At 46.4% G+C, this 20,682-nt stretch carries 19 protein-coding genes; 5 read left to right on the forward strand and 14 right to left on the reverse strand.

Annotated features, from left to right (window positions below; all coding sequences use genetic code 11):
• Complete coding sequence (locus HZF10_RS11400) at positions 1-204, reverse strand: hypothetical protein (RefSeq protein ID WP_176006332.1); 204 nt, start codon at positions 202-204, stop codon at positions 1-3.
• Between the two features lie 47 nt (positions 205-251).
• Complete coding sequence (locus tag HZF10_RS11405) at positions 252-827, reverse strand: MarC family protein (protein ID WP_176006333.1); 576 nt, start codon at positions 825-827, stop codon at positions 252-254.
• Between the two features lie 101 nt (positions 828-928).
• Here HZF10_RS11405 and HZF10_RS11410 point away from each other — a divergent pair, with 101 nt between their 5' ends.
• From HZF10_RS11410 to HZF10_RS11420, 3 genes are all read left to right on the forward strand, one after another.
• Positions 929-2,500 carry a T9SS type A sorting domain-containing protein gene (locus HZF10_RS11410; RefSeq protein WP_176006334.1) on the forward strand — a complete coding sequence of 524 codons (1,572 nt, stop codon included), beginning with the start codon at positions 929-931 and terminating at the stop codon, positions 2,498-2,500.
• A 53-nt stretch (positions 2,501-2,553) separates the two neighbouring features.
• A complete protein-coding gene (locus tag HZF10_RS11415) occupies positions 2,554-3,141 on the forward strand; it encodes a DUF3109 family protein (protein ID WP_176006335.1) in 588 nt (195 codons plus the stop codon).
• A gap of 92 nt (positions 3,142-3,233) precedes the next feature.
• Positions 3,234-4,382 (forward strand): sensor histidine kinase, encoded by a 1,149-nt coding sequence (locus HZF10_RS11420; protein ID WP_176006336.1) that lies wholly within the window; start codon positions 3,234-3,236, stop codon positions 4,380-4,382.
• Positions 4,383-4,462: 80 nt separating this feature from the next.
• Here HZF10_RS11420 and HZF10_RS11425 read toward each other — a convergent pair whose 3' ends face one another.
• Together HZF10_RS11425 and greA are read right to left on the reverse strand one after the other, a co-directional pair.
• A complete protein-coding gene (locus HZF10_RS11425; RefSeq protein WP_176006337.1) occupies positions 4,463-4,855 on the reverse strand; it encodes an HIT family protein in 393 nt (130 codons plus the stop codon).
• Positions 4,856-4,925: 70 nt separating this feature from the next.
• A complete protein-coding gene (greA, locus tag HZF10_RS11430) occupies positions 4,926-5,402 on the reverse strand; it encodes a transcription elongation factor GreA (protein WP_176006338.1) in 477 nt (158 codons plus the stop codon).
• 214 nt (positions 5,403-5,616) lie between these two features.
• Here greA and HZF10_RS11435 point away from each other — a divergent pair, with 214 nt between their 5' ends.
• Positions 5,617-6,033: a Rieske (2Fe-2S) protein gene (locus tag HZF10_RS11435; RefSeq protein WP_176006339.1), complete on the forward strand. Its 417-nt coding sequence runs from the start codon at positions 5,617-5,619 to the stop codon at positions 6,031-6,033.
• Here HZF10_RS11435 and HZF10_RS11440 read toward each other — a convergent pair.
• The 8 genes from HZF10_RS11440 to HZF10_RS11475 form a co-directional block, all read right to left on the reverse strand.
• The gene (locus tag HZF10_RS11440; RefSeq protein ID WP_176006340.1) at positions 6,030-8,309 is read right to left on the reverse strand and encodes a GH92 family glycosyl hydrolase; all 2,280 of its coding nucleotides are present in this window, start codon (positions 8,307-8,309) and stop codon (positions 6,030-6,032) included. The genes HZF10_RS11435 and HZF10_RS11440 overlap by 4 nt on opposite strands.
• 88 nt (positions 8,310-8,397) lie before the next feature.
• A complete protein-coding gene (locus tag HZF10_RS11445; protein ID WP_176006341.1) occupies positions 8,398-10,686 on the reverse strand; it encodes a GH92 family glycosyl hydrolase in 2,289 nt (762 codons plus the stop codon).
• A 300-nt stretch (positions 10,687-10,986) separates the two neighbouring features.
• The gene (locus HZF10_RS11450; RefSeq protein ID WP_176006342.1) at positions 10,987-13,305 is read right to left on the reverse strand and encodes a TonB-dependent receptor; all 2,319 of its coding nucleotides are present in this window, start codon (positions 13,303-13,305) and stop codon (positions 10,987-10,989) included.
• 381 nt (positions 13,306-13,686) lie between these two features.
• Complete coding sequence (arfB, locus tag HZF10_RS11455) at positions 13,687-14,085, reverse strand: alternative ribosome rescue aminoacyl-tRNA hydrolase ArfB (protein WP_176006343.1); 399 nt, start codon at positions 14,083-14,085, stop codon at positions 13,687-13,689.
• Positions 14,072-15,688, reverse strand: coding sequence for a DUF4301 family protein (locus HZF10_RS11460; RefSeq protein ID WP_246282569.1), 1,617 nt, complete (start codon positions 15,686-15,688; stop codon positions 14,072-14,074). Before HZF10_RS11460 ends, arfB begins: the two co-directional genes overlap by 14 nt.
• Positions 15,661-16,272, reverse strand: coding sequence for a nicotinamide riboside transporter PnuC (gene pnuC / locus HZF10_RS11465; RefSeq protein ID WP_246282579.1), 612 nt, complete (start codon positions 16,270-16,272; stop codon positions 15,661-15,663). Before pnuC ends, HZF10_RS11460 begins: the two co-directional genes overlap by 28 nt.
• 1 nt (position 16,273) lies before the next feature.
• Positions 16,274-16,987, reverse strand: a complete 714-nt coding sequence (locus HZF10_RS11470; RefSeq protein WP_176006345.1) for a geranylgeranylglyceryl/heptaprenylglyceryl phosphate synthase — start codon at positions 16,985-16,987, stop codon at positions 16,274-16,276.
• Positions 16,971-17,621: a 4'-phosphopantetheinyl transferase family protein gene (locus HZF10_RS11475; protein ID WP_176006346.1), complete on the reverse strand. Its 651-nt coding sequence runs from the start codon at positions 17,619-17,621 to the stop codon at positions 16,971-16,973. The genes HZF10_RS11470 and HZF10_RS11475 overlap by 17 nt, the downstream gene beginning before the upstream one ends.
• A gap of 626 nt (positions 17,622-18,247) precedes the next feature.
• Here HZF10_RS11475 and ahcY point away from each other — a divergent pair.
• Positions 18,248-19,564, forward strand: a complete 1,317-nt coding sequence (gene ahcY, locus HZF10_RS11480) for an adenosylhomocysteinase (RefSeq protein ID WP_176006347.1) — start codon at positions 18,248-18,250, stop codon at positions 19,562-19,564.
• Between the two features lie 208 nt (positions 19,565-19,772).
• On the opposite strand, the gene rpmA is transcribed toward ahcY, so the two are convergent.
• Positions 19,773-20,033, reverse strand: a complete 261-nt coding sequence (rpmA, locus tag HZF10_RS11485; RefSeq protein ID WP_176006348.1) for a 50S ribosomal protein L27 — start codon at positions 20,031-20,033, stop codon at positions 19,773-19,775.
• A 21-nt stretch (positions 20,034-20,054) separates the two neighbouring features.
• On the reverse strand, positions 20,055-20,432 hold the full coding sequence (gene rplU, locus HZF10_RS11490) for a 50S ribosomal protein L21 (RefSeq protein WP_176006349.1): 378 nt from the start codon (positions 20,430-20,432) through the stop codon (positions 20,055-20,057).
• Positions 20,433-20,682 lie beyond the last annotated feature (250 nt).

Consider the following 20,682-nt stretch of genomic DNA (forward strand, 5'->3'; position numbering starts at 1 on the left):
CTAGCGATGGTTTTTGGATTTTTCCTCGATCAGTTTCGACATCCTGAAAATAAGCAGGATGCATACCGCGCAAAACGAAGCGACGATGCCGATAAGTCCGACAAGGCTGTCACCTTCGAAAAGATTCTTGAAATCCAGCAGCGTGATATTGAAAATGATCAGGGCAATAGCGATTACGACCAGTATGGAAGTGAAAATTTTCATTGTTGGGTGTTGTGAAACTTCAGGGTGTGAAATTAGTGAAAATCGCCCTACACGAACAGGCCTTTAACGTTTGCGGCGAATAATTTAACAGCGATCGCGAGCAGGATTACGCCGAAGATTTTGCGTATGATCCCGATGCCGTTCACGCCCAGCCACTTCTCGATTTTTCCCGAAGATTTAAGTACGCCGTACACGATAATCACGTTGATCAGGATGGCGATTATGATGTTGATTTTGTCGTAGGCCGAACGCAACGAAAGGATCGTGGTCATCGTTCCTGCACCGGCGATAAGCGGGAATGCGATCGGTACGATGGAAGCCGTGCTCGGATTGTCGTCTTTGTACAACCGTATGCCCAAAATCATTTCGAGCGCCATGAAAAACAGCACGAACGCACCTGCTACGGCAAACGAATTGGCATCGATCCCGATCAGCTTGAGCATGCCTTCGCCCACAAAAAGGAACGCGATCATGATGATAGCCGCCACGATAGTCGCTTTTTCCGATTGGATATGTCCGAGTCGCGAGCGCAAATCGACGATCACGGGAATACTTCCCACGACGTCGATTACGGCGAAAAGTACCATGGTTACGGTGGCTATTTGTTTGAAATCGAGTTCCATTGGCGTTGTGTTTTTGGAGGTGCAAAAGTACGACGTTAATACTTTGGAAAAAGCTAATGTAGAGTTAATGTTGCAATCCGCTATATTTGGCAGAAAAAAGGATGAAAAAATTCTACGCGATTGCACTATTATTAAGCGTTTTTGGGCTGTATGGGCAGCTTTCTTTAGAACATAACTACAGCTCCGGAAGCGTGACACGCAAGAAATTCGAGTATTCTGGCGAGAAATATTACGTGTTCAACAGGGTTTCGAATACTGTCGAGTTCTACAATGCCGACCATTCGCCTTGGAAGCAAGTCACACTGCCGCTGCCCACCCAAGGAAATATAATGGAAGTTGTTGTGGTCGAAGTGTCGGATTCGATTATAAATCAGGATGAAGAGATCGAAATCGCTTACTGGTATTCCGTTGATGAGCAGACACAATTTTACAGCGAGTCCAAAGTAATTACTTCTGAAGGAGATGAACTGTTTTCTGCAATGGGAGTCATACAGGTCAATATCATTCCGGGTTTGTCTCCAAAGATTTTCGTAATCGAGGAAATGGCATCCGAAAGTGTGTATTCCCTGCCTGGCTTTACGCTCGAGCAAACCTTTCCGACGCGTTTCCTGAGACGCGGGAAAATGGAAATTTCTGGCGAAAAATATTTTTATTTTGACGATGGGGCAAATTTGCTAAGGATGTTCAACGTGGATTTTTCGGTTTGGAAAACAATCAATGCACCAAAACCAGCTAATTATCTTTACGATCCCGGAGCGACCGTTTCAGAAACGCTGATGCATCCGGACGCACAAATCGAAGCCATTTATCTGTCCGGTTTTTACGATGTTTTTACCAATACGTCGATGAGTGAAATTAAAGTGGTGAACGAATCAGAGACGCTTTTGGAATTGGGTAATGATTTTTCGTTTAGCATCGACCAGATTGAAGGCCTTCAACCCAAACTAGTGCTGCGATCAGGTACCAATCAGGATCCCGTTACGGGTTTTTACGGCTTGCCGGGAATGCAGCTCGAGCACGAGTACCAAGGTGCCGTCTACAGGAGAAAGTTCGAATTGTCAGGCGAGAAATACCTCAAAAATGTACCGGGCGGTCTTGAATTCCATAATTCGGACCATTCGTTTTGGAAATCGGTGTCGTTTCCGGTTGTTCCTGATTTCGAGTTTGACAATACGGGCCATATTTCCGAAAATCTGATTCAAGCCGATTCTCAAATGGAGTTTGTTTTTTCGTATCGGAAAATTGAAAACAACCTTCTCTATTTCACTACAAAAGTTGCAAAAGAAGACGGCACGATCCTTAATACATTTCTTGATGTTCAAAATATGCAGCGAAGCGATATCGAAGGTTTGGACACGAAGTTTATAGGTGTCGGGTTTGCTCCAAATTTCAGCAACGATTTCGGTTCGGTCTATTCCATAAACGCTTTGAAAACACCAGAATTTAACCATGAAAGTGCCGGATTTTATCCAAATCCTGCGAGCCAATTCGTGCATTTTCAAGGAAGTGTATACAAAGTGAGGTTGTTCGATGTCTCGGGAAGGTTGGTTAAGGCTGCAAACGGCTCATTAGAATCCTTGGATGTGAGCGACTGTCCGAATGGTGTTTATGTTTTGCAAGCTTCTGATTCCGAAAACAGAATGTCGGTTTCCAAACTCGTGATTTCGCGCTGAATCCGATTCTGAAACCGAAAGTTGTCGTACTTTTGCGACCTGAATCCGAAACCATGTTCCAACTCGGCAAGACCATAGTATCCGAAGCCATTCTCGAAAATGAATTCGTGTGCAACCTTTCGTCCTGTCACGGCGCTTGCTGCGTCGGAGGCGATGCGGGTGCGCCTTTGCTCGAAGACGAAACGCGTATCATGGACGAGATTTACGACAAGGTAAAACCGTTTTTGCGTCCCGAAGGAATCGCGGCCATCGAGGAACAAGGCAAATGGATCATCGGCACCGACGGCACTCTCGAAACGCCGTTGATCGACAACAAAGATTGCGCTTACGTCATCTTCGACGGAAAAACTGCGCTTTGTGGCATCGAACAGGCGTACAACCAAGGATTGATCGATTGGAAAAAACCGGTTTCCTGTCATTTGTACCCGATCCGAGTGAAGGATTTTTCGGAATTCGCGGCCGTCAATTACGACGAATGGGACATTTGCGATCCGGCTTGTGCGCTCGGAAAGGAATTGGAAGTTCCCGTGTATAAATTCGTCAAGGAAGCGCTCATCAGACGTTTTGGCGAAGATTGGTATATGGAGCTCGAAAAAGTAGCTTCGGAACTCAAAAACAATCCGAATCCGCGCAAGCGTTAGGCTTTTCGTTTAAAATATTCGAAGACGGAATTCGTTATCTTTACGACCCGAGGCCTTTTTGGCCGAACGGTATGAAATAAAAATTCCATTTTATGCAGTTTACCGAAAGACGGAATGTGAAGCGAGGCGTGCTCATCGGCATTTCGTTTCTTATAGTTGTCGGGATCATTTGGCAGACCTACGTTTTCTTCAACATCTTCAAGACCGAAGAACGGGCCAAAATGGAGCTTTGGGCGCAAAGCCTCAAGACGATCAACAATGCCGATCTCGAAACCCAGGACATCAGTCTGCCGAGCAAAATCATTCAGGAAAACTCCACAATTCCGATCATCCTCGTGCAAGGCGATTCGATCGTAAGCCACGTAAACATCGGCGATTCGCTTGCAGAACTCGATAAGGAAAAGCTGGCGTCGTATCTTCAGAAGTTCAAAAAGGAAAACGAACCTGTGAAAATGGAGATTTCGCCGGGAACGTTTCAATATCTGTATTACGGGAATTCGAAATTGCTCAATCAGCTCAAGTATTATCCGATTGCGCTTTTGACGATTATCGTGATGTTCGTGTACATCATCGTGACATATTACCGCACGAGCAAACTCGAAAGCCAAAGCAAGTTATGGGCTGGAATGGCCAAGGAAACGGCTCATCAAATCGGAACGCCTCTGTCGTCTTTGATCGGTTGGATCGAAATCATGAAAGCCGACGACGTAGACGAAACGACGGTTACCGAAATTGAGAAAGATGTAGCGCGTTTGCAGACGATTGCCGATCGTTTTTCGAAAATCGGATCGGAGCCGGCTCTCGAAACCCGCGATATAATTGCCGAAACGCAGGAATCATACGAATATCTGAAATCGCGTTTTTCGAACATCGATTTTTCGTTCAAGGCGCCGAACCATGCGATTATGGTGTCTTTCAATCCGATTTTGCACAGCTGGACGATCGAGAACCTCGTCAAGAACGCCATCGATGCGATGAGAGGTCGCGGAAAACTCGACGTGCGCATTTCTGAAGACAGCAAGTTTGTCAAAATACAGGTTTGCGATTCGGGTAAAGGCATATCCAAAAGCCAATTCAAGAAGGTTTTCGAGCCTGGTTTCACGACCAAAAAACGCGGATGGGGATTGGGCTTGTCGCTTACCAAACGCATCGTCGAGGATTACCATAAAGGCCGCATTAAGGTTCTGAGTTCCGAAATAAACCGCGGTACGATCATGCAGGCGAGTTTCCCCAAAATTTAAAATTTAGAAGCCACGAATAACACGAATGCCACTAATAAACTCATATTAGTGGCATTCGTGTTATTCGTGGCAAACTTTTATTACAACAAAAGTTTCTCGCGTATGTCGTGAACGATTTTTTCGAATTCTTCGGGCTGTAATTTCACTTTTTGCTCGAAACGCATCTCATCCATGTGGTTCAACGGAATCAGATGAACGTGCGCGTGTGGCACTTCCAATCCGATTACCGCCATCCCGACGCGTTTGCAAGGCACGGCTTTTTCCAATGCTTTGGCGACGCGGCGTGAGAATTTCATCAATCCGATATACTCGTCCGAATCCAGATCGAAAATCTTGTCGACTTCCTTTTTAGGAATGCACAACGTGTGGCCTTTTGCATTCGGGTTGATATCCAAAAAGGCGAGATAATGCTCGTCTTCGGTTATTTTGTAGGCGGGAAGTTCGCCCGAGATGATTTTTGAGAAGATGGACATGGATTAGCGGATGAGTCAATTAGTGAATTAGTGAATGAAGATTCCGAGCGCAGTCGAGGAATCCAAACAATCAATCCCTTGAGATTTCTAACACCTCAAAGTTCAATTTTCCGTTAGGAACCGTAATTTCGGCAACATCACCAACCGATTTCCCCAGTAATCCTTTTCCGATAGGAGACGTCACTGAAATTTTGCCGGCTTTCAAATCGGCCTCGCTTTCGGCCACCAGCGTATAGGTCATTTCTATCTTGTTGGCCTGATTGCGGATTTTCACTTTCGACAACACCAAAGCCTTCGATGTGTCCAATTGAGATTCGTCGATCAAACGCGCGTTGGCGTGCAGTTCCTCTAGTTTGGCGATACGCATCTCGAGCAAGCCCTGGGCTTCTTTCGCTGCGTCGTATTCGGCATTTTCAGAAAGGTCGCCTTTGTCGCGTGCATCGGCTATATCTTGCGATGCCTTCGGGCGCATCACGTTTTTGAGGTGGTCTAGTTCTTCGCGCAGCTTCTTTAAGCCATCTGCGGTGTAATACGATACGGTACTCATAATTTATGCATTTTTGTCAATCCTGATGTTGCTTTTTCGCAACTCCTACACTTATAAAAACAGAAAAAATCCCACTCTTGCGGGATTTCTTTATACAAAGATAAAAGTTTTCGCGTTATGTGTTTTTGACGCCTCTATATTTAAATGTTAAGGCATCACATCCCAAATTTAAATAAATTAAATTTGCGGGCATCATTTTTTATAAAATTTTAAAATGAAACGTTTTTTACCACTTTTATTGATCGTTTTCCTTTTCGGATGCGACGACTCCAACTTCAACAACCACAATCCGTATATTGCCAACCAACATTTCTCGGTCGACGTGAATTTGAGCCTTCCGGCATACAACGACCTGAATTATCCGGGGAATGCCGCGTATGTTGGCGGCACGACCGCGCGTGGGATTTACGTTTTCTGCATTAGTGATGGAAACTACACCGCATACGATGCCGCTTGTCCGAATCAGGCCGCCTCATCGTGTTCGACACTGCAAAAACAAGGGATAGTCGCCGTTTGTCCGTGTGATGATGCCGAATACAACTTCTACACGGGCCGGGCACCTGGCATGGAATATCCGATGAAACCGTATCGCGTGCAATATTTGGGTGGAGTGGTACGGGTTTACAATTAATTCTTCTCTAATGATAACGAGTAAGGCGCATCTTCATCGGTTGTGCCTTTTTTTGTATTGGGTTCGTTCGACATATCGAATTTGAGTTCGACGCCTTTAATGATTTCATCGTGCCTCAAAAAGTTTTCGGTAAATGGCTGCCCATTTTTAGTCGCCGATTTTATGTAGCGGTTTTCGGATGAATTCGCTTCCGCGGATATGGAAATCTTCTTTCCGCCGTCTAAAGAAATCTCGGCCTTCCTGAACAAAGGAGCACCCAAAACGTATTCGTTGCTTGCCGGTGTGACCGGATAGAATCCCAAAGCCGAGAACACGTACCAAGCCGAAGTCTGTCCGTTATCTTCATCACCGCAATAACCGTCTGGCGTAGGCAAATACATACGATTCATGATCTCGCGCACCCAATATTGCGTTTTCCACGGTTTTCCGGCGTAATTGTACAGGTACGGCATGTGCTGGATCGGTTGGTTGCCGTGTGCATATTGGCCCATGTTCGCGACTTGCATCTCGCGGATTTCGTGAATCGTTCCGCCGTAATAGCTGTCGTCAAAAACCGGAGCAAGTGAAAACACCGAATCGAGCTTCATCGCGAATTTTTCCTTTCCGCCCATAAGTTCCGCCAAACCGTTCACGTCGTGGAAAACGCACCAGGTGTAGTGCCACGAGTTGCCTTCGGTGAACGCGTCGCCCCATTTGAACGGGTTGAAAGGCGATTGGAATTTTCCGTCTTTGTTCTTGCCGCGCATCAAACCTGAAGATTTGTCGAACAGTTTTTTGTAATTGAGGCTTCTGTTTTTATAGAATTCGATTTCCTTTTTGGGCTTTTTGAGCAGTTTAGCGAGTTGGTAAATCGCAAAGTCGTCGTATGCGTATTCGATTGTACGCGCAGCATTTTCATTGATTTTGACGTCATACGGGACATAGCCAAGCGTTTTGTAATAATCGGCACCGAAACGTCCGACGGCTTCCATCGGACCTGCATTGTTAGCACCTTTGAGCAAGGCTTCGTACAATTTTTCGATGTCATATCCGCGAAGCCCTTTGAGATACGCCTCCGAAACGATCGAAGCCGAATTGTTGCCGACCATGATGTCGCGATACCCCGGACTTGCCCATTCCGGAAGCCAACCGCCTTCTTTGTAGGCATTGACGAGACCTTCCTGCATTTTGGCGCCCATTTCTGGGTATACGAGATTCACGAACGGGAAAAGCGCGCGGAACGTGTCCCAAAATCCGGTATCGGTAAACATATAACCCGGCAAAACTTGACCGTTGTAAGGACTGTAGTGAAACGGATTTCCTTCTTTGTCGAATTCGTAAAACTTGCGCGGAAACAACACGCTTCTGTATAGACACGAATAAAACGTGCGCATCTGGTCGATCGTGCCGCCCGAAACCTTTACTTTTCCGAGTACGTCGTTCCATTGCTGCTTGCCTTGGTTTTTGATCGATTCAAAACTGCGATTCCCTACTTCCTTAAGGTTCAATTCAGCTTGTTCGGGGCTGATGAAAGACGAGGCGACCCTAGCGACCAACTGTTCGCCTTCGCGGATTTTGAACGTCAGCACGGCTCCGGCGTGATCGGCTTGGATTTCGGTATTTCCGGCAGAAAAAACATCGCCCGAAAAAGTGCCTGAAGCGTCGAATTTGCGATCGAACTTAATCACGAAATAATTCTTGAAATTGGCGGGAACGCCGCCCGAATTCTTGGTTGTATAACCGATGATCTTGTTTTCGGAAGCGATGATCTTCACATATGAACCTTTGTCGAATCCGTCGATGATCACGTTCGCGGAATCGGTTTTCTTGAATGAAAAGCGAAACATCGCGGCGCGTTCTGTGGGTGCGATTTCGGTCGTCATGTCGTAATCCGCCAAATAAACCGAGTAATAATATGGTTTTGCGATTTCGGCCTTGTGCGAGAAAAAACTTTCGCGGTCGTCTTCCTTGACTTTTATTTTTCCGACCGTTGGCATAATCGAAAATTGCCCGTAATCGTTCATCCAAGGCGACGGTTGGTGCGTCTGCTTGAACCCGCGGATTTTCATGTCGGTGTATCCATACATCCAGCCATGACCCATTTTGTTGGTTTGTGGCGACCAGAAATTCATCGCCCACGGCATCGCGATCGCGGGATAGGTGTTTCCATTTGAGAATCCGGGATTGGATTGCGTACCAATGAGCGGATTGACCCATTCGACGGGATCGGTGATTTCGTTTACCATTTGGCTGGATGCCGATATCGTGAAAAGGAGGAAGGCTATTTTTTTGAACATGGTTTGTGGTTTTGGGTGGTTCCTCGACTGCGCTCGGAACCTAGGCTTAGATTCCGAGCGCAGTCGAGGAATCACCAAATGAAAACAATTATTTCTTTGGTTTGGGCGACATATAAAACGTCAATTCGCCTCCATTTACTAGTTGCGAATGCGAAATGAAATCACGTGGAATTTCCTTTCCGTTCAATTCAATTTTACTCACATACACATTCTTTTCCGATTGGTTTTTAGCCGAAATCACAAGCGTTTTCCCATTCTCGAACTTCAACGTCGCCTTTTTCACGAGAGGGCTTCCGAGCGCGTACTGATCCGAACCCGGCGCAACCGGATAAAATCCTAACGATGTGAAAATATACCAAGCGCTCATTTGTCCCGTATCGTCATTCCCGCCCAATCCGTCAGGCCCGGAATGGAACATTTTTCGGATGATCATTCTGACTCTTTCCTGTGTTTTCCAAGGCTGTCCGAGGTAATCGTACAAATAAGCGACGTGGTGCGAAGGCTCATTTCCATGCACGTAATTGCCGATGATCCCGTCGCGCGTGATGTCTTCGGTATTCTCGAAATACTTGTCGGGCAACTGCATCGTGAACAAAGAATCGAGATGTTGGGTGAATTTCTCTTTTCCGCCGTTCAGATCGGTCAATTTTACAACGTCGTGCGGGACATAAAGGCTGTAATTCCACGCATTTCCTTCGATGAAGCCTTGTCCGTGGGTGTCGAGCGGATCGAATTCCTTCTTGAAAGTTCCGCCAGCCAATCTCGGACGCATGAATCCCGATTTTTTGTCAAACACATTGTTGAAATTCTGGGCGCGTTTCGAATACGTCTCGTAAACGTCATTTCTTCCCAATTTCTTTGCCATTTGCGCGATTGCCCAGTCGTCGTAAGCGTATTCCAAAGTTTTCGAAACCGATGCACCGCTGCGATCTTCGGGTACATAACCCAATTTTACATAGTCGCCGATTCCATCGTTGTAAAGCATATTTGACGACGAAACCACGGCTTCCAAAGCCTTTTTGGTGTCAAAATCGTCGTTGCCTTTCGCGATCGCATCGGCAATTACGGAAACGGAATGATAGCCGATCATGCACCAATTCTCGTTGGCATAATGCGACCAGATCGGCAAAGCGTGATGCACCGATTGATCGTAATGCGCCAACATCGATTTGATCATATCGCGATTGCGTTTGGGCTGAACCAGATTGAAAAGCGGATGCAGCGCGCGATACGTGTCCCAAAGCGAGAACGTGGTGTAGTTCGTGAAACCGTCGGCTTTGTGTACATTTTGGTCGAGGCCTTTGTATTGTCCGTCCGCATCCATGTAAACCGTCGGATTGATGAACGCGTGGTACATCGCAGTGTAGAAGTTGACTTTATCTTCGTCATTTATGGTTTCGACGGTGATTTTGTCGAGTTCCTTTTCCCACAAATTTTGTCCGTCCGACTTCGCTTTTTCGAAATCCCAATGCGGAATCTCGGCTTTCATGTTGGCCAAAGCTCCGGCCGTTGAAACGGGAGAAAGTGCGAATTTGATCTTGATTTTCTCGCCTTCCGCAGTTGCGAAATCGAAATATGCCTTCAATTTCGGGCCGGCCGCTTCAGGAAAATTTTTCGATTGATCAAACTTGCGCCAAAAACCGTTGTAAATGTTTTCCTGATCGTAATTCTTGAAGCCGTAATTCTTAATCGGTTTGGAAAAACTCATTGCGAAATAAACCGTTCGTGTTCTTGCCCAGCCGTTCGTTTGTCGGAAACCCGTGACCAACGTGTCGTTTTCTACTCGGATAAACGTCCACACATTCTTTTCTTCGTGGTTGTAAATGTTGGCCATCAAATCGAGGATGATGTGCGCCTGATCCGATTTCGGAAACGTGTATTGATGGAAGCCGACGCGTTGGGAAGTCGTCATTTCGGCCAAAATATTGTCGTCTTCGAGCTTGACTTTGTAGTAATTCGCCTGTGAAACTTCGTTGGTGTGGGAGAATTTAGAACGATAACCATTTTCGGGATGATCGGCCGTTCCCGGATTCAATTGTAGTTTCCCGACAGTCGGCATAATCAGGAAATCACCCAGATCAGAATGTCCGGTCCCGTTGAAATGCGTGTGCGAAAACCCACAGATGGTTTTGTCCGCGTATTGATAACCCGCACAGTATTCGTAGACCTTGCCGTTGTATTTTCGGTCTTTTTCGAACGCGACTGTATCGGTTTCGGGACTTAGTTGCACAGAACCGAAAGGAACGGTCGCACCGGGAAATGTGTGTCCCATTTTAGCGGTTCCGATAAGCGGACGGATGTAGGTGAACTTGGGTTTTTGTTGGGAAAAAGCGATTGAAAAGGCAAGGAGTGCGGTAATCGCGAGGAGTTTTTTCATGGTTGTTGCGTTGAAATGCTAAAGGTAGCAAAATGGGACGACGAGAAAAATGCGATTCGTATCGGGGTGGAGAATGTTTAACAAAAGGTACAGTTTTTCTGTAGCAAAATGGCATGCAAAAATCTTACGTTCGTAGACCTAACAGGTTTACAAAACCTGTTAGGTCTACGACCCCCAAAACCTGATGTGTTTTTGTAGTGGTGTCGACCTAGAAACTTCTGCCGATAAGACACACCATTAACGACAAAAAAATCCCGACCAGCCAAAACCGATCGGGATCCATAACTAACTTGAGTAACGCTAAAATTTCAAAGTCAAACCAGCCAGAAAATTGATTCCGGCCTGCGGATAAAAGCCCGCGCCTTCTACCGTCGTGACCGTACCCGGATTCGAGAAATCGTCATCATACGTGTAGAAATATCCGTTCGACTCGTATTCATAATCAAAAATATTATTCACGAGGCCAGACGCCAAAATCGAACGGAAGAACCAAATATTTTTCCACTCATACGAAACGCTCAAATCTGAGGTCGCATAACTGTCGAGTTTCGAGGTTTCCGAGTCGATGTTGCCCATGTATTGTTCGCCGACGAATTTCGAAAGCAAAGTCACCTGGAAATTTTTTGTTGGCGCAAAAGTGATTGCGTTTGCCGCTACGACGTTCGGTGAAAATGCGATGTTCGTGTCGCCCAAATCCGTCAAAACGCCATCGCGCTGGAACACGAAATCTTGGTTTTTGTTCGTACTTACCGTTACGTTCGGACGAATCGACCATTTATCGGTAATCGCTACGGCAGCTTCGACCTCGAGCCCTAAACGGTAACTTTTTCCACTGTTTTCGCGAATCGGAGCACCGACGTTATCCAAAGCGCCCGTCAAGACCAATTGATCGTTGTATTTCATGTAATACGCATTCACGTTGACTTTCGCTTTCGCGGATGCATAACGCCAACCCAATTCGAAATCGTCCAATTGCTCTGGGCGAGGATTGCCATTCTCGTAATCGGTGCGGTTCGGTTCGCGGTTGGCACGCGCATACGAAGCGTAAATGTTCTGGCGATCGTTAACCGAATAGGTCGCTCCAGCCTTCGGATTGAAGAAATCGAAACGGTCGTGAACGAATCCCGTTTCGGGAGAATTGGCATCATATCCGACGCGACGGTATTGCAAATCGGCGAACAAATTCAATTTTGGGATCACTTGGTAATTCGCTTTGGCAAAGATGTTTCCGTCTTTTTTGACACCACGGTCGCTGTAATAACGCTGTCCGTACATCGGAAGCACGACGTTTCTCGTCCACAGCACTTTGCCATAGTGGTCGCCGTCGTATTCGTTCCAGCCGCCGCCTAAGATCGCGTCGACTTTGCCTTTGCGGTAATTGACCGAAAACGTACCGCCATAAAAGTCATTGTCGAGCCATTTTTGGTCGATGAGATCGGTTTCGTCTACGAGATTCCCGTCAATGACCTGCGGTTCGATGCCATAGTCCGAAACGGATTCGCCCGTGCGGTAATTCTCGTAATATCCTTTCCCGATCGTATAGTGCAAAGCCGCGGTCGAGCTCCAGGCGTCGCTCCATTTTTGCGTCCAGTGCAATTGGTAGTGGTCTTGTTGGTAATTGTCGGTCTGATTGTCGTAGAAACGCGTCAAGCCATTGTCGTCGACATATTCTCCGGCAGTGTTGTATGTGCGGTCGTCGCGAAGTTTTTCGGGATCTTCGAGGCCGTTCCACGACTGGTACGTCTTTTCTTTTCCGCCAAAGACAAGCGCTTTGATGAGCGTGCCTTTGTTGACGTAAGTCCCTTGCAGGAAGTACGATTTCAAACTCGAAAAAGCACGGTCGATATAGCCGTCCGATTCAATATTCGACAAACGACCCGCAAGTTCGAAATGATCACCGAGCAAACCGGTGCTGAATTTTACCGTGTGTTTTCGCGTGTTGAAGCTTCCGAACGAATTTGAGATTTCGCCGTTGGCTTTTTCGGAATACGAATCGGTAAGCACGTTAAGGCTTGCGCCGAATGCACCCGAACCGTTGGTCGATGTCCCGACGCCGCGTTGCAATTGCAGGTTTTCTGTAGACGAAGCGAAATCGGGCATGTTGACCCAAAACGTTCCCATCGATTCTGCGTCGTTGTACGGAACACCGTTGATCGTGACGTTCACGCGCGTCGCATCTGTTCCGCGGACCCGGATTCCCGAATAACCGATCGAGTTCCCGGCGTCTGAAGTCGTGACGACCGACGGCAAAAAGTTGAGCAATTGCGGGATGTCCTGACCTAAGTTGCGCTTTTCGAACTCTTCTTTTTTCATGTTCGAGAACGTGACGGGTGTTTTAGACGTCGCGCGCACCGATTGCACGATTACCTCGTCGAGTTTTTCGGTTTTGGTCGTGTCTTGCGGTTGCTGTGCGAAAGTGTTGATGGAGAACAGAAGCGCTGTTGCGGAGACGATTGCGTGAGGGATTGGAGTGGAAATCCTTTTTGAGGTTCCGAGCGCAGTCGAGGAACCTTCAAAAAGATTGAAGCGGAAAGCCCGACGGCGGCCAATCGATTCTTGATTTTTGCCGTGCGTTTCAAGGCCGCCGGCACGCCCAAAAAAAGAAAATAAAGGTTTCATCCGTAAAGGTTTACGAATAAAAGGGGGAATTATTCTTGGTTTAAATTGATTTTTGCGACGTTTCAGCGTGCACCCTGCTCGTTTCGCGATCCCTTGGCAGCATTACCCGCCCAGGTTCATTGGGTATAATCTCAGCCCTTGGTAGAGCACCCCTTTGAGACGGGGCAAAGGTAAATTGAAATTCCAAATCCAAAAAACAAATTCGAATTTTCTTTGGGTGGAGTCGGGAATTGTAGTTTTAACAATTTCGGCAGAAAATCTGTACCGATTTTGACTTGACAAGATTGACCTTTGTAGACCTAACAGATTTTCAAAATCTGTTAGGTCTTACAACCTTTCAAAAGTGATGTGTTGTTGATGTGCCGGAGAAGCTCTAATTACTCAGAATAATTTCCTGCGCGATTGTTTGATTTCGGAAGCGTTGCGTTTTGTTTTAAGCCGTTTTTCCACCACGGCTCTCGGTACTTTCGTCGCTTTTCGGATTTTGGGTACGTGCAGCGCTTTTTCTATAAGCTCGAAAAACCGTTTGGTTACGATTTCTTTGTTCTTGAGCTGGCTTCGGTCTTCATCGGATTTCAAGACAAGTTGGCCCGATTTGTTAAGGCGTGTGGCGAGTTTCTCGAACAGGCGCGTTTTTTCTTCGTCAGTAAAGCAACAAGAGTTCTGCAGGTTGAATATCAACTCGACTTTGGACGAGACTTTGTTTACGTTTTGTCCGCCGGCTCCGCTCGAACGGACTGCTTTGTATTGGAATTCCGATTGGATTTTATCCTTGTCCATTTTGTGGCTGGTGCGCGGGTTTCAAAAGATCGTTCACCGTTTTCACCGGATTGAAGGTCACGAGAGGCACTTCGACGAAAATCGTGTTCCATTTGGCCATCGCGCCATTCCAAAGGCCGGGAAGTTCATAAGCCTTGAGATCGCGTCCGTTTTTGGTCTTGTTGACGATGAAGCCACGCTCGTGGTCGATGAAATCGGTCAGGTCGAATTTTTCGCCTTTGAAATTCTTGATCGAACAAACGATGTCGACGGGATTGAAGTGTGTCGACTGGTCAATGATCGCCACTTGTTGCGGATTCTGCAACTCGACTTGCGAAGTTTCTACGATTTGAAGCGAAATATTGCCTTGCTGGCCACGCACCCAAAACGGTCCGCCTCCGGGTTCGCCTTCGTTCTTGACCATGCCGCAAACGCGCAACGGGCGATCGAGCTTTTGCTTGATATAGGCCAGTTTGTTCTCGTCGGTAAATTTCTGGAAATCGGAAAATACGACGATATTCAATTCGGTTTTAAGGAAGCGCATCATTTCGTCAATGTCGTCGGCTTCGGCATAGCCGCTGTCGATCCGTCTCAGGTAATCGAAAATTTTTTCCTGAGTTTGGATCAGGATTCCGCCAAGCGCTTTTTTGTAAAGCGTGATGATTTCGATATGGTTTTGTATGACGTTGTCGATGTTCTTGATGAAAATGATGTCAGCATCAATCGCATTGAGATTGTTGATCAGCGCGCCATGTCCGCCTGGACGGAAAACCAGTTTGCCCGAATCGTCGCGGAACGGCTTGTTGTGCGGATCGACGCCAATGGTATCGGTGGCTTTGTCCTGATATGAAAAATTCACTTCAAGACGCACATTCGATTCGGATTCTATTTTGTGTCGTATCGATTCGATTGCGGCCTCAAAATCGGATTGATGGTCTTGGGATACGGTAAAATGCAAATGGGAAACCCCATTGGAACTCGCATATCGTGCGCCTTCCCTCAAATGTTCCTCGATCGGTGTGGCGATGTGGCCGTCGTATTTGTGGAAAGGCAAAATACCTTTCGGTTTGCTGCAATAGTCAAATTGTTGCGGATCGAGCAAAGTCTTGATCAAATCGTAATTGCGACGGTCGCTTTCACGCAATTCGCCGTCTTTTTTGTTGAAATCGACTTTGGTTACGAGTTCTTTGTAGAACGGGAATTTGTCTTTTCCCGCGAGGAAAACAGACAAAGCCGTAGTGTTGTTGCGATTGATATAAGCATTTATGGTATCGCTTGTAATGTCGAATTCGTTGAGGAAAGTCGACAGGAATTTGAACATACGGCTCGCCGCACCCGAAGCCGGAACGAATTTCTTGAGCTTGAAACCGTCTTTTTTGGCATCGAAGTATCGTGCCGCGGTCTCAAAATCGCCATCGGACAATTTTCTGATGCCGTCGCCAAGCATGGCCGGACGTTCAAGCCATGATTTGGGGATGCCTTTCTTGAAAATCTGGAGTTCCTTTTCAATGGTTTCCAATGACAACCCGTGCGATTTTATCTGGATCAGATCATCTTTGGAAAAGCCCAGTCTCTGCAAAAGTTGTTCTTCGCGAATTATATCTTGTTCAATGTTTTTCTCCATTCTGCGTACGCCATGATGGCCAATACCGTAAAAATCACATATTGAAGCGCAAGTATCCCGAGGCCGCGATAGGCATAAATCGGGACGGCGATGAAATCTCCGATGATCCACAGCGTCCAATTCTCTATTTTCTTCAAGGCCATGAACCACATGGCGGTAAAGAACAGTCCCGAAATGAAAATGTCGAGGTAATTCTCGGGCATTATTGGCGTTCCGGTCGCTTTGTATATTGCGAAAATAACCACAATCGTCACGAAAAACATCGCGATGCCTGTTAATTTTTCTTTGCGATTGGTTCTCGAAATTGGTAAATTATCGTCGTTAGGACCTTTTGTCGTCCATTTGTACCAGCCGAAAACGCTCATCACCGAATAGTATACGTTGATCAGCATATCGCCCACGTAATCGGCCCTGAACAACAGGTATACGGTAAGTATCGTGGCGATAAGTCCTGTCGGATAGACCAAAATGTTCTCTTTCCGCGCATACCACACGCTTAAAATCCCGAAGATGAATACGACGGCTTCGGTCGCGATGACCCAAGATGGTGTGTTTTTGTAAGAGGCAAGGAAGAAATCGTACAAATCAGTCATTCCCGAAGAAGTTGAGGTCGTTTTCGAAAGCGGTCCCGATGACTACCAAATCGGCACCCGCGTCGTAGGCATTTCGGATTCCGGCATTGGTTTTTATCCCGCCTCCGACAATCAACGGGATATCGAGATTTTCGGAAACCGATGTTATGATCTGCGTATGAACGGCGTTTTTGGCACCACTTCCGGCTTCCAGGTAAATCAGTTTTTTTCCGAGCATCTGGCCGGCGATCGCTGTAGAAACGATTTCGTTTTCATCGGACAACGGATTTGTGCCCGACACTTTCGCAACCGCGGTTTCGCTTCCCGAATCGATTAAGATATAGCCTGTCGGAATGATTTCGAGTTTTGAATTCTTGAGTGTAGGTGCGGCTTTTACATGATGTCCGATCAAAAAATCGGGGTTGCGTCCAGACAAAAGCGACAGGAACAATATGCCGTCGGCTTCGTGTGAAATTTGAGACGGATTTCCCGGGAATAGCAAAATCGGTAAGGCGCAACGATCCTTGATTTCTACGATCAGTTCATCTATACGGTCGGTAAAAACCCGGCTTCCTCCAATGAAAACATGAGTGGCCGGAGAAGAACAGATCTTGCCAATCAGAAGCTCCAGGTTTTCCCAGTCGATTTTATCGGGATCGAGTAAAATCGCGAGCAGTTTCCTGTTTTGGTTTTTGGCCGAAAGGATGTCGTTATAAAGCATTTGCATCGGTGGTTTCGAATGCGTACACAAGCATATGGTCCTCGACATACTGGAATTTGACGTCGAAATGGCGGTGCACGTTCTCGAAATCGAGTCGAGCAGAGGCTTGTCCGGAATTGATATCGAACGTAAAAGTAGTGATGTGGTCCTTAAAACTAATGCCGATTTCGTTTCGGATCTTGAAAATTGCCTCTTTCACACCCCAAATCACAGTAAGTTTGGAAACGTAATCTTCGGAATTTCGGTCGAGATAAGTTTCTTCCTCTTCCGATGTGAACTTGTCGGCAATGCGTACGATTTTGTCACGCATGAGTTCCAGGTCGATGCCGACGGTAACATCGGAAACGATAATCGCCGAAAACCCGTGCGAATGCGAGATTGAAATGTGATGGCCGTCGGGCAGGTGCGGTTTTCCGGTTTTGTCATAGGTGACATCGAAGTCGGTATAACCCGCGGCTTCGAACAATTTGCGGACGGAAAGGAAACCGCGTTGATGCTGTTCGGATTTCATCGAATGCACACGAATCACGTTCCAATCGGTCAAATGGATTTCGTCGAAAAGATCTTCGAAAGTTTCTTCGATGCGCCAAACGTAGAGTTTCGTTTTCGGGCCTATGTTCTGTTGGAGGTGGAGCGGCATTTTTTGCAGAAAGTCGCACTGCCGGAGCATATGCGCATAAAATTTAATTTAAGGCGCTAAGTTAGGGAAAGTTTTTGGGTTCGAGTTGTCAAAATCGGGGCCTGTCGGGTTTATTAAGAAGTGACAGATCTGGATTTAGAGTTCTCTTAGTCATTTTTTAGGTAGGAATTTTTGACACATCAAAAGCCCATCAAATTTTTGGGTTGTAAGACCTAACAGATTTTCAAAATCTGTTAGGTCTACAAAGTTCGAAGTTGTCAAGGCCAATCCGTTACAGGTTTTCTGTACATTTTGTTAAAGTTTCGAATCGGTTAACGGCAATTCCAGTAAAGTTTTTTTCGTGTCCGTCTTTATGGGAAATGGATTTTCCTCACTGCAAAACGCCTAGCCCGGATGCAAGCGGTTACCCCGCAGGTTCGCGGTTTTTGTGCGGCGCCCGACGGAAGCCTGTGCAAAAGCCTGTAAAAACCGATCGCGAACCGAGGAGTAAAAGCAGGTAGCCGGAATAAGCTACAAACCAAATATTTAACCTTGGAATCTGTTTCAAATAATGCGTAATTGCGTTTTTTGTTCCCAAAGTTAATACGTACTTTTGCGCCAAATTTCCGACCATAATAATTTAAGATATGAGTACTACGACAATGCCTTATGTGGCCTACAAAGTGAAAGATATTTCCCTTGCGGCTTGGGGACGTAAAGAAATCGAATTGGCTGAGGCCGAAATGCCGGGTTTGATGTCGCTTCGCAAAGAATTCGGAGCCGAACAGCCGCTTAAAGGCGCGCGTATCGCCGGATGTTTACATATGACGATCCAGACTGCGGTCCTGATCGAGACTTTGAAAGCGCTGGGAGCAGAAGTGACTTGGTCTTCTTGTAATATTTTCTCTACTCAAGATCACGCTGCTGCTGCAATCGCAGATGCCGGTATCCAGGTTTATGCTTGGAAAGGCTTGAACGAAGAGGAATTCGACTGGTGTATCGAGCAGACGCTTTTCTTCGGTGAAGACCGCAAACCATTGAATATGATTTTGGACGACGGAGGCGATTTGACGAACATGGTTCTCGATCGTTATCCGGAATTGGTTGCCGATATCAAAGGATTGTCTGAAGAGACTACAACCGGTGTTCACAGACTTTATGAGCGCGTGAAGAACGGAACTCTTCCTATGCCTGCGATCAACGTGAACGATTCGGTTACAAAATCGAAATTCGACAATAAATACGGCTGTAAGGAATCTGCGGTTGATGCGATCCGTCGTGCGACCGACTTGATGCTTGCCGGAAAACGCGTTGTAGTTTGCGGATACGGAGACGTCGGTAAAGGAACTGCCGCTTCTTTCCGTGGGGCCGGTTCAATCGTAACGGTAACCGAAATCGACCCGATCTGTGCGCTTCAGGCTGCAATGGACGGTTACGAAGTCAAGAAACTCGACACGGTTGTCGGAAACGCCGATATCATCATCACGACTACAGGAAACAAAGATATCGTCGTAGCGAAGCATTTCGAGGCGATGAAAGACAAGACTGTGGTTTGTAACATCGGTCACTTCGACAATGAAATCGATATGGCTTGGCTCAACAAAAACCACGGTTCTTCTAAAGTAGAAATCAAACCACAGGTTGATAAATACACGATCGCAGGAAAAGACATCATCATCTTGGCCGAAGGTCGTTTGGTGAACCTCGGTTGCGCGACCGGCCACCCGAGCTTCGTAATGTCGAACTCATTTACGAACCAGACGTTGGCCCAGATCGAGTTGTGGAAAAACAGCGCCGCTTACGAAAACCAGGTTTACATGTTGCCTAAGCATCTTGACGAAAAAGTGGCCGCTTTGCACCTTGCGAAATTGGGTGTCGAGTTGGAAACTTTGAACCAGGAGCAGGCAGATTACATCGGGGTTGAGGTTCAAGGACCGTTCAAACCGGAATATTACCGTTACTAAGATTTACAGTTTTTTATACAATAACCCTTGCAGAAATGTGAGGGTTTTTTATTGGTTTTCAGTTTCAGAACAGAAGAATTGAACCAATACTTGTAAGACACGATCGTGTTCCGAATTAAAAGGCGAGGCCGATGCACCCATTTGTAATTTCCGCAAATAAAAAAACCCGCTCATAAGAACGGGTTTTCTATTTTCAAGTCGATTCTGATTAAGCTTGGAAAGGCTCAATTGAAACATAAGACTTATTGTTTGCTTTTTTCTGGAATTTAACCACTCCGTCAACACGAGCGTGAAGCGTGTGGTCTTTACCCATGTAAACATTTTCTCCGGGGTTGTGCTTAGAACCGCGCTGACGAACGATGATGTTACCAGCGATGGCAGCCTGACCACCGAAAATCTTAACGCCTAGACGTTTCGATTCTGATTCGCGTCCGTTCTTGGAACTACCGACACCTTTCTTGTGAGCCATGACGTATATCTTTTTTAAATGTTATTCTTCTGTTGCAGTTTCTTCAGTCTTCTTAGCGGCAGCTTTTTTGGCTTTTGGAGCAGCTCCACCGAAAGTGATTCCTGAAATTTGGATTTGTGTCAAGGATTGACGGTGTCCGTTTTTCTTTTTGTAGCCTTTTCTGCGCTTCTTTTTGAAAACGATCACTTTGTCTCCTTTTAGGTGTTGCAACACCTTGGCTTCTACCGAAGCACCTTCTACAGCCGGGGCGCCCAAAGTTACCGTTCCGTTGTCGTCAACAAGAAGGACTTTCGCGAATGAAACCGCGTCTCCTTCTTTGCTGTCCAAACGGTGAACGAAAACCTTAAGGTCTTTGCTTACTTTAAATTGCTGCCCTGCTATCTCTACGATTGCGTACATAACAATATGTTTGAAATTGATTAAAAATGGGTGCAAATATACGATTAAAAGACAAAGGTGCAAGAGGTTGGGTGAAATTTTCGGGATTTTTATTGGGGCGCGTCGGCGGTTTGGGAAATTTAGGGTAAAATGTTGGTTTTGAGTAGCCGCCGTCGGGCTGTCCGCTATATCTTTCGGGTTAGTGTCGGGCGCGCCCGACACTAACCCGAAAGGATGCCGCTGCCATCCCTCGCGCAATCGTTTCGTTTTG

The organism is Flavobacterium agri, assembly GCF_013401995.1.
GTDB classification, from domain to species: domain Bacteria; phylum Bacteroidota; class Bacteroidia; order Flavobacteriales; family Flavobacteriaceae; genus Flavobacterium; species Flavobacterium agri.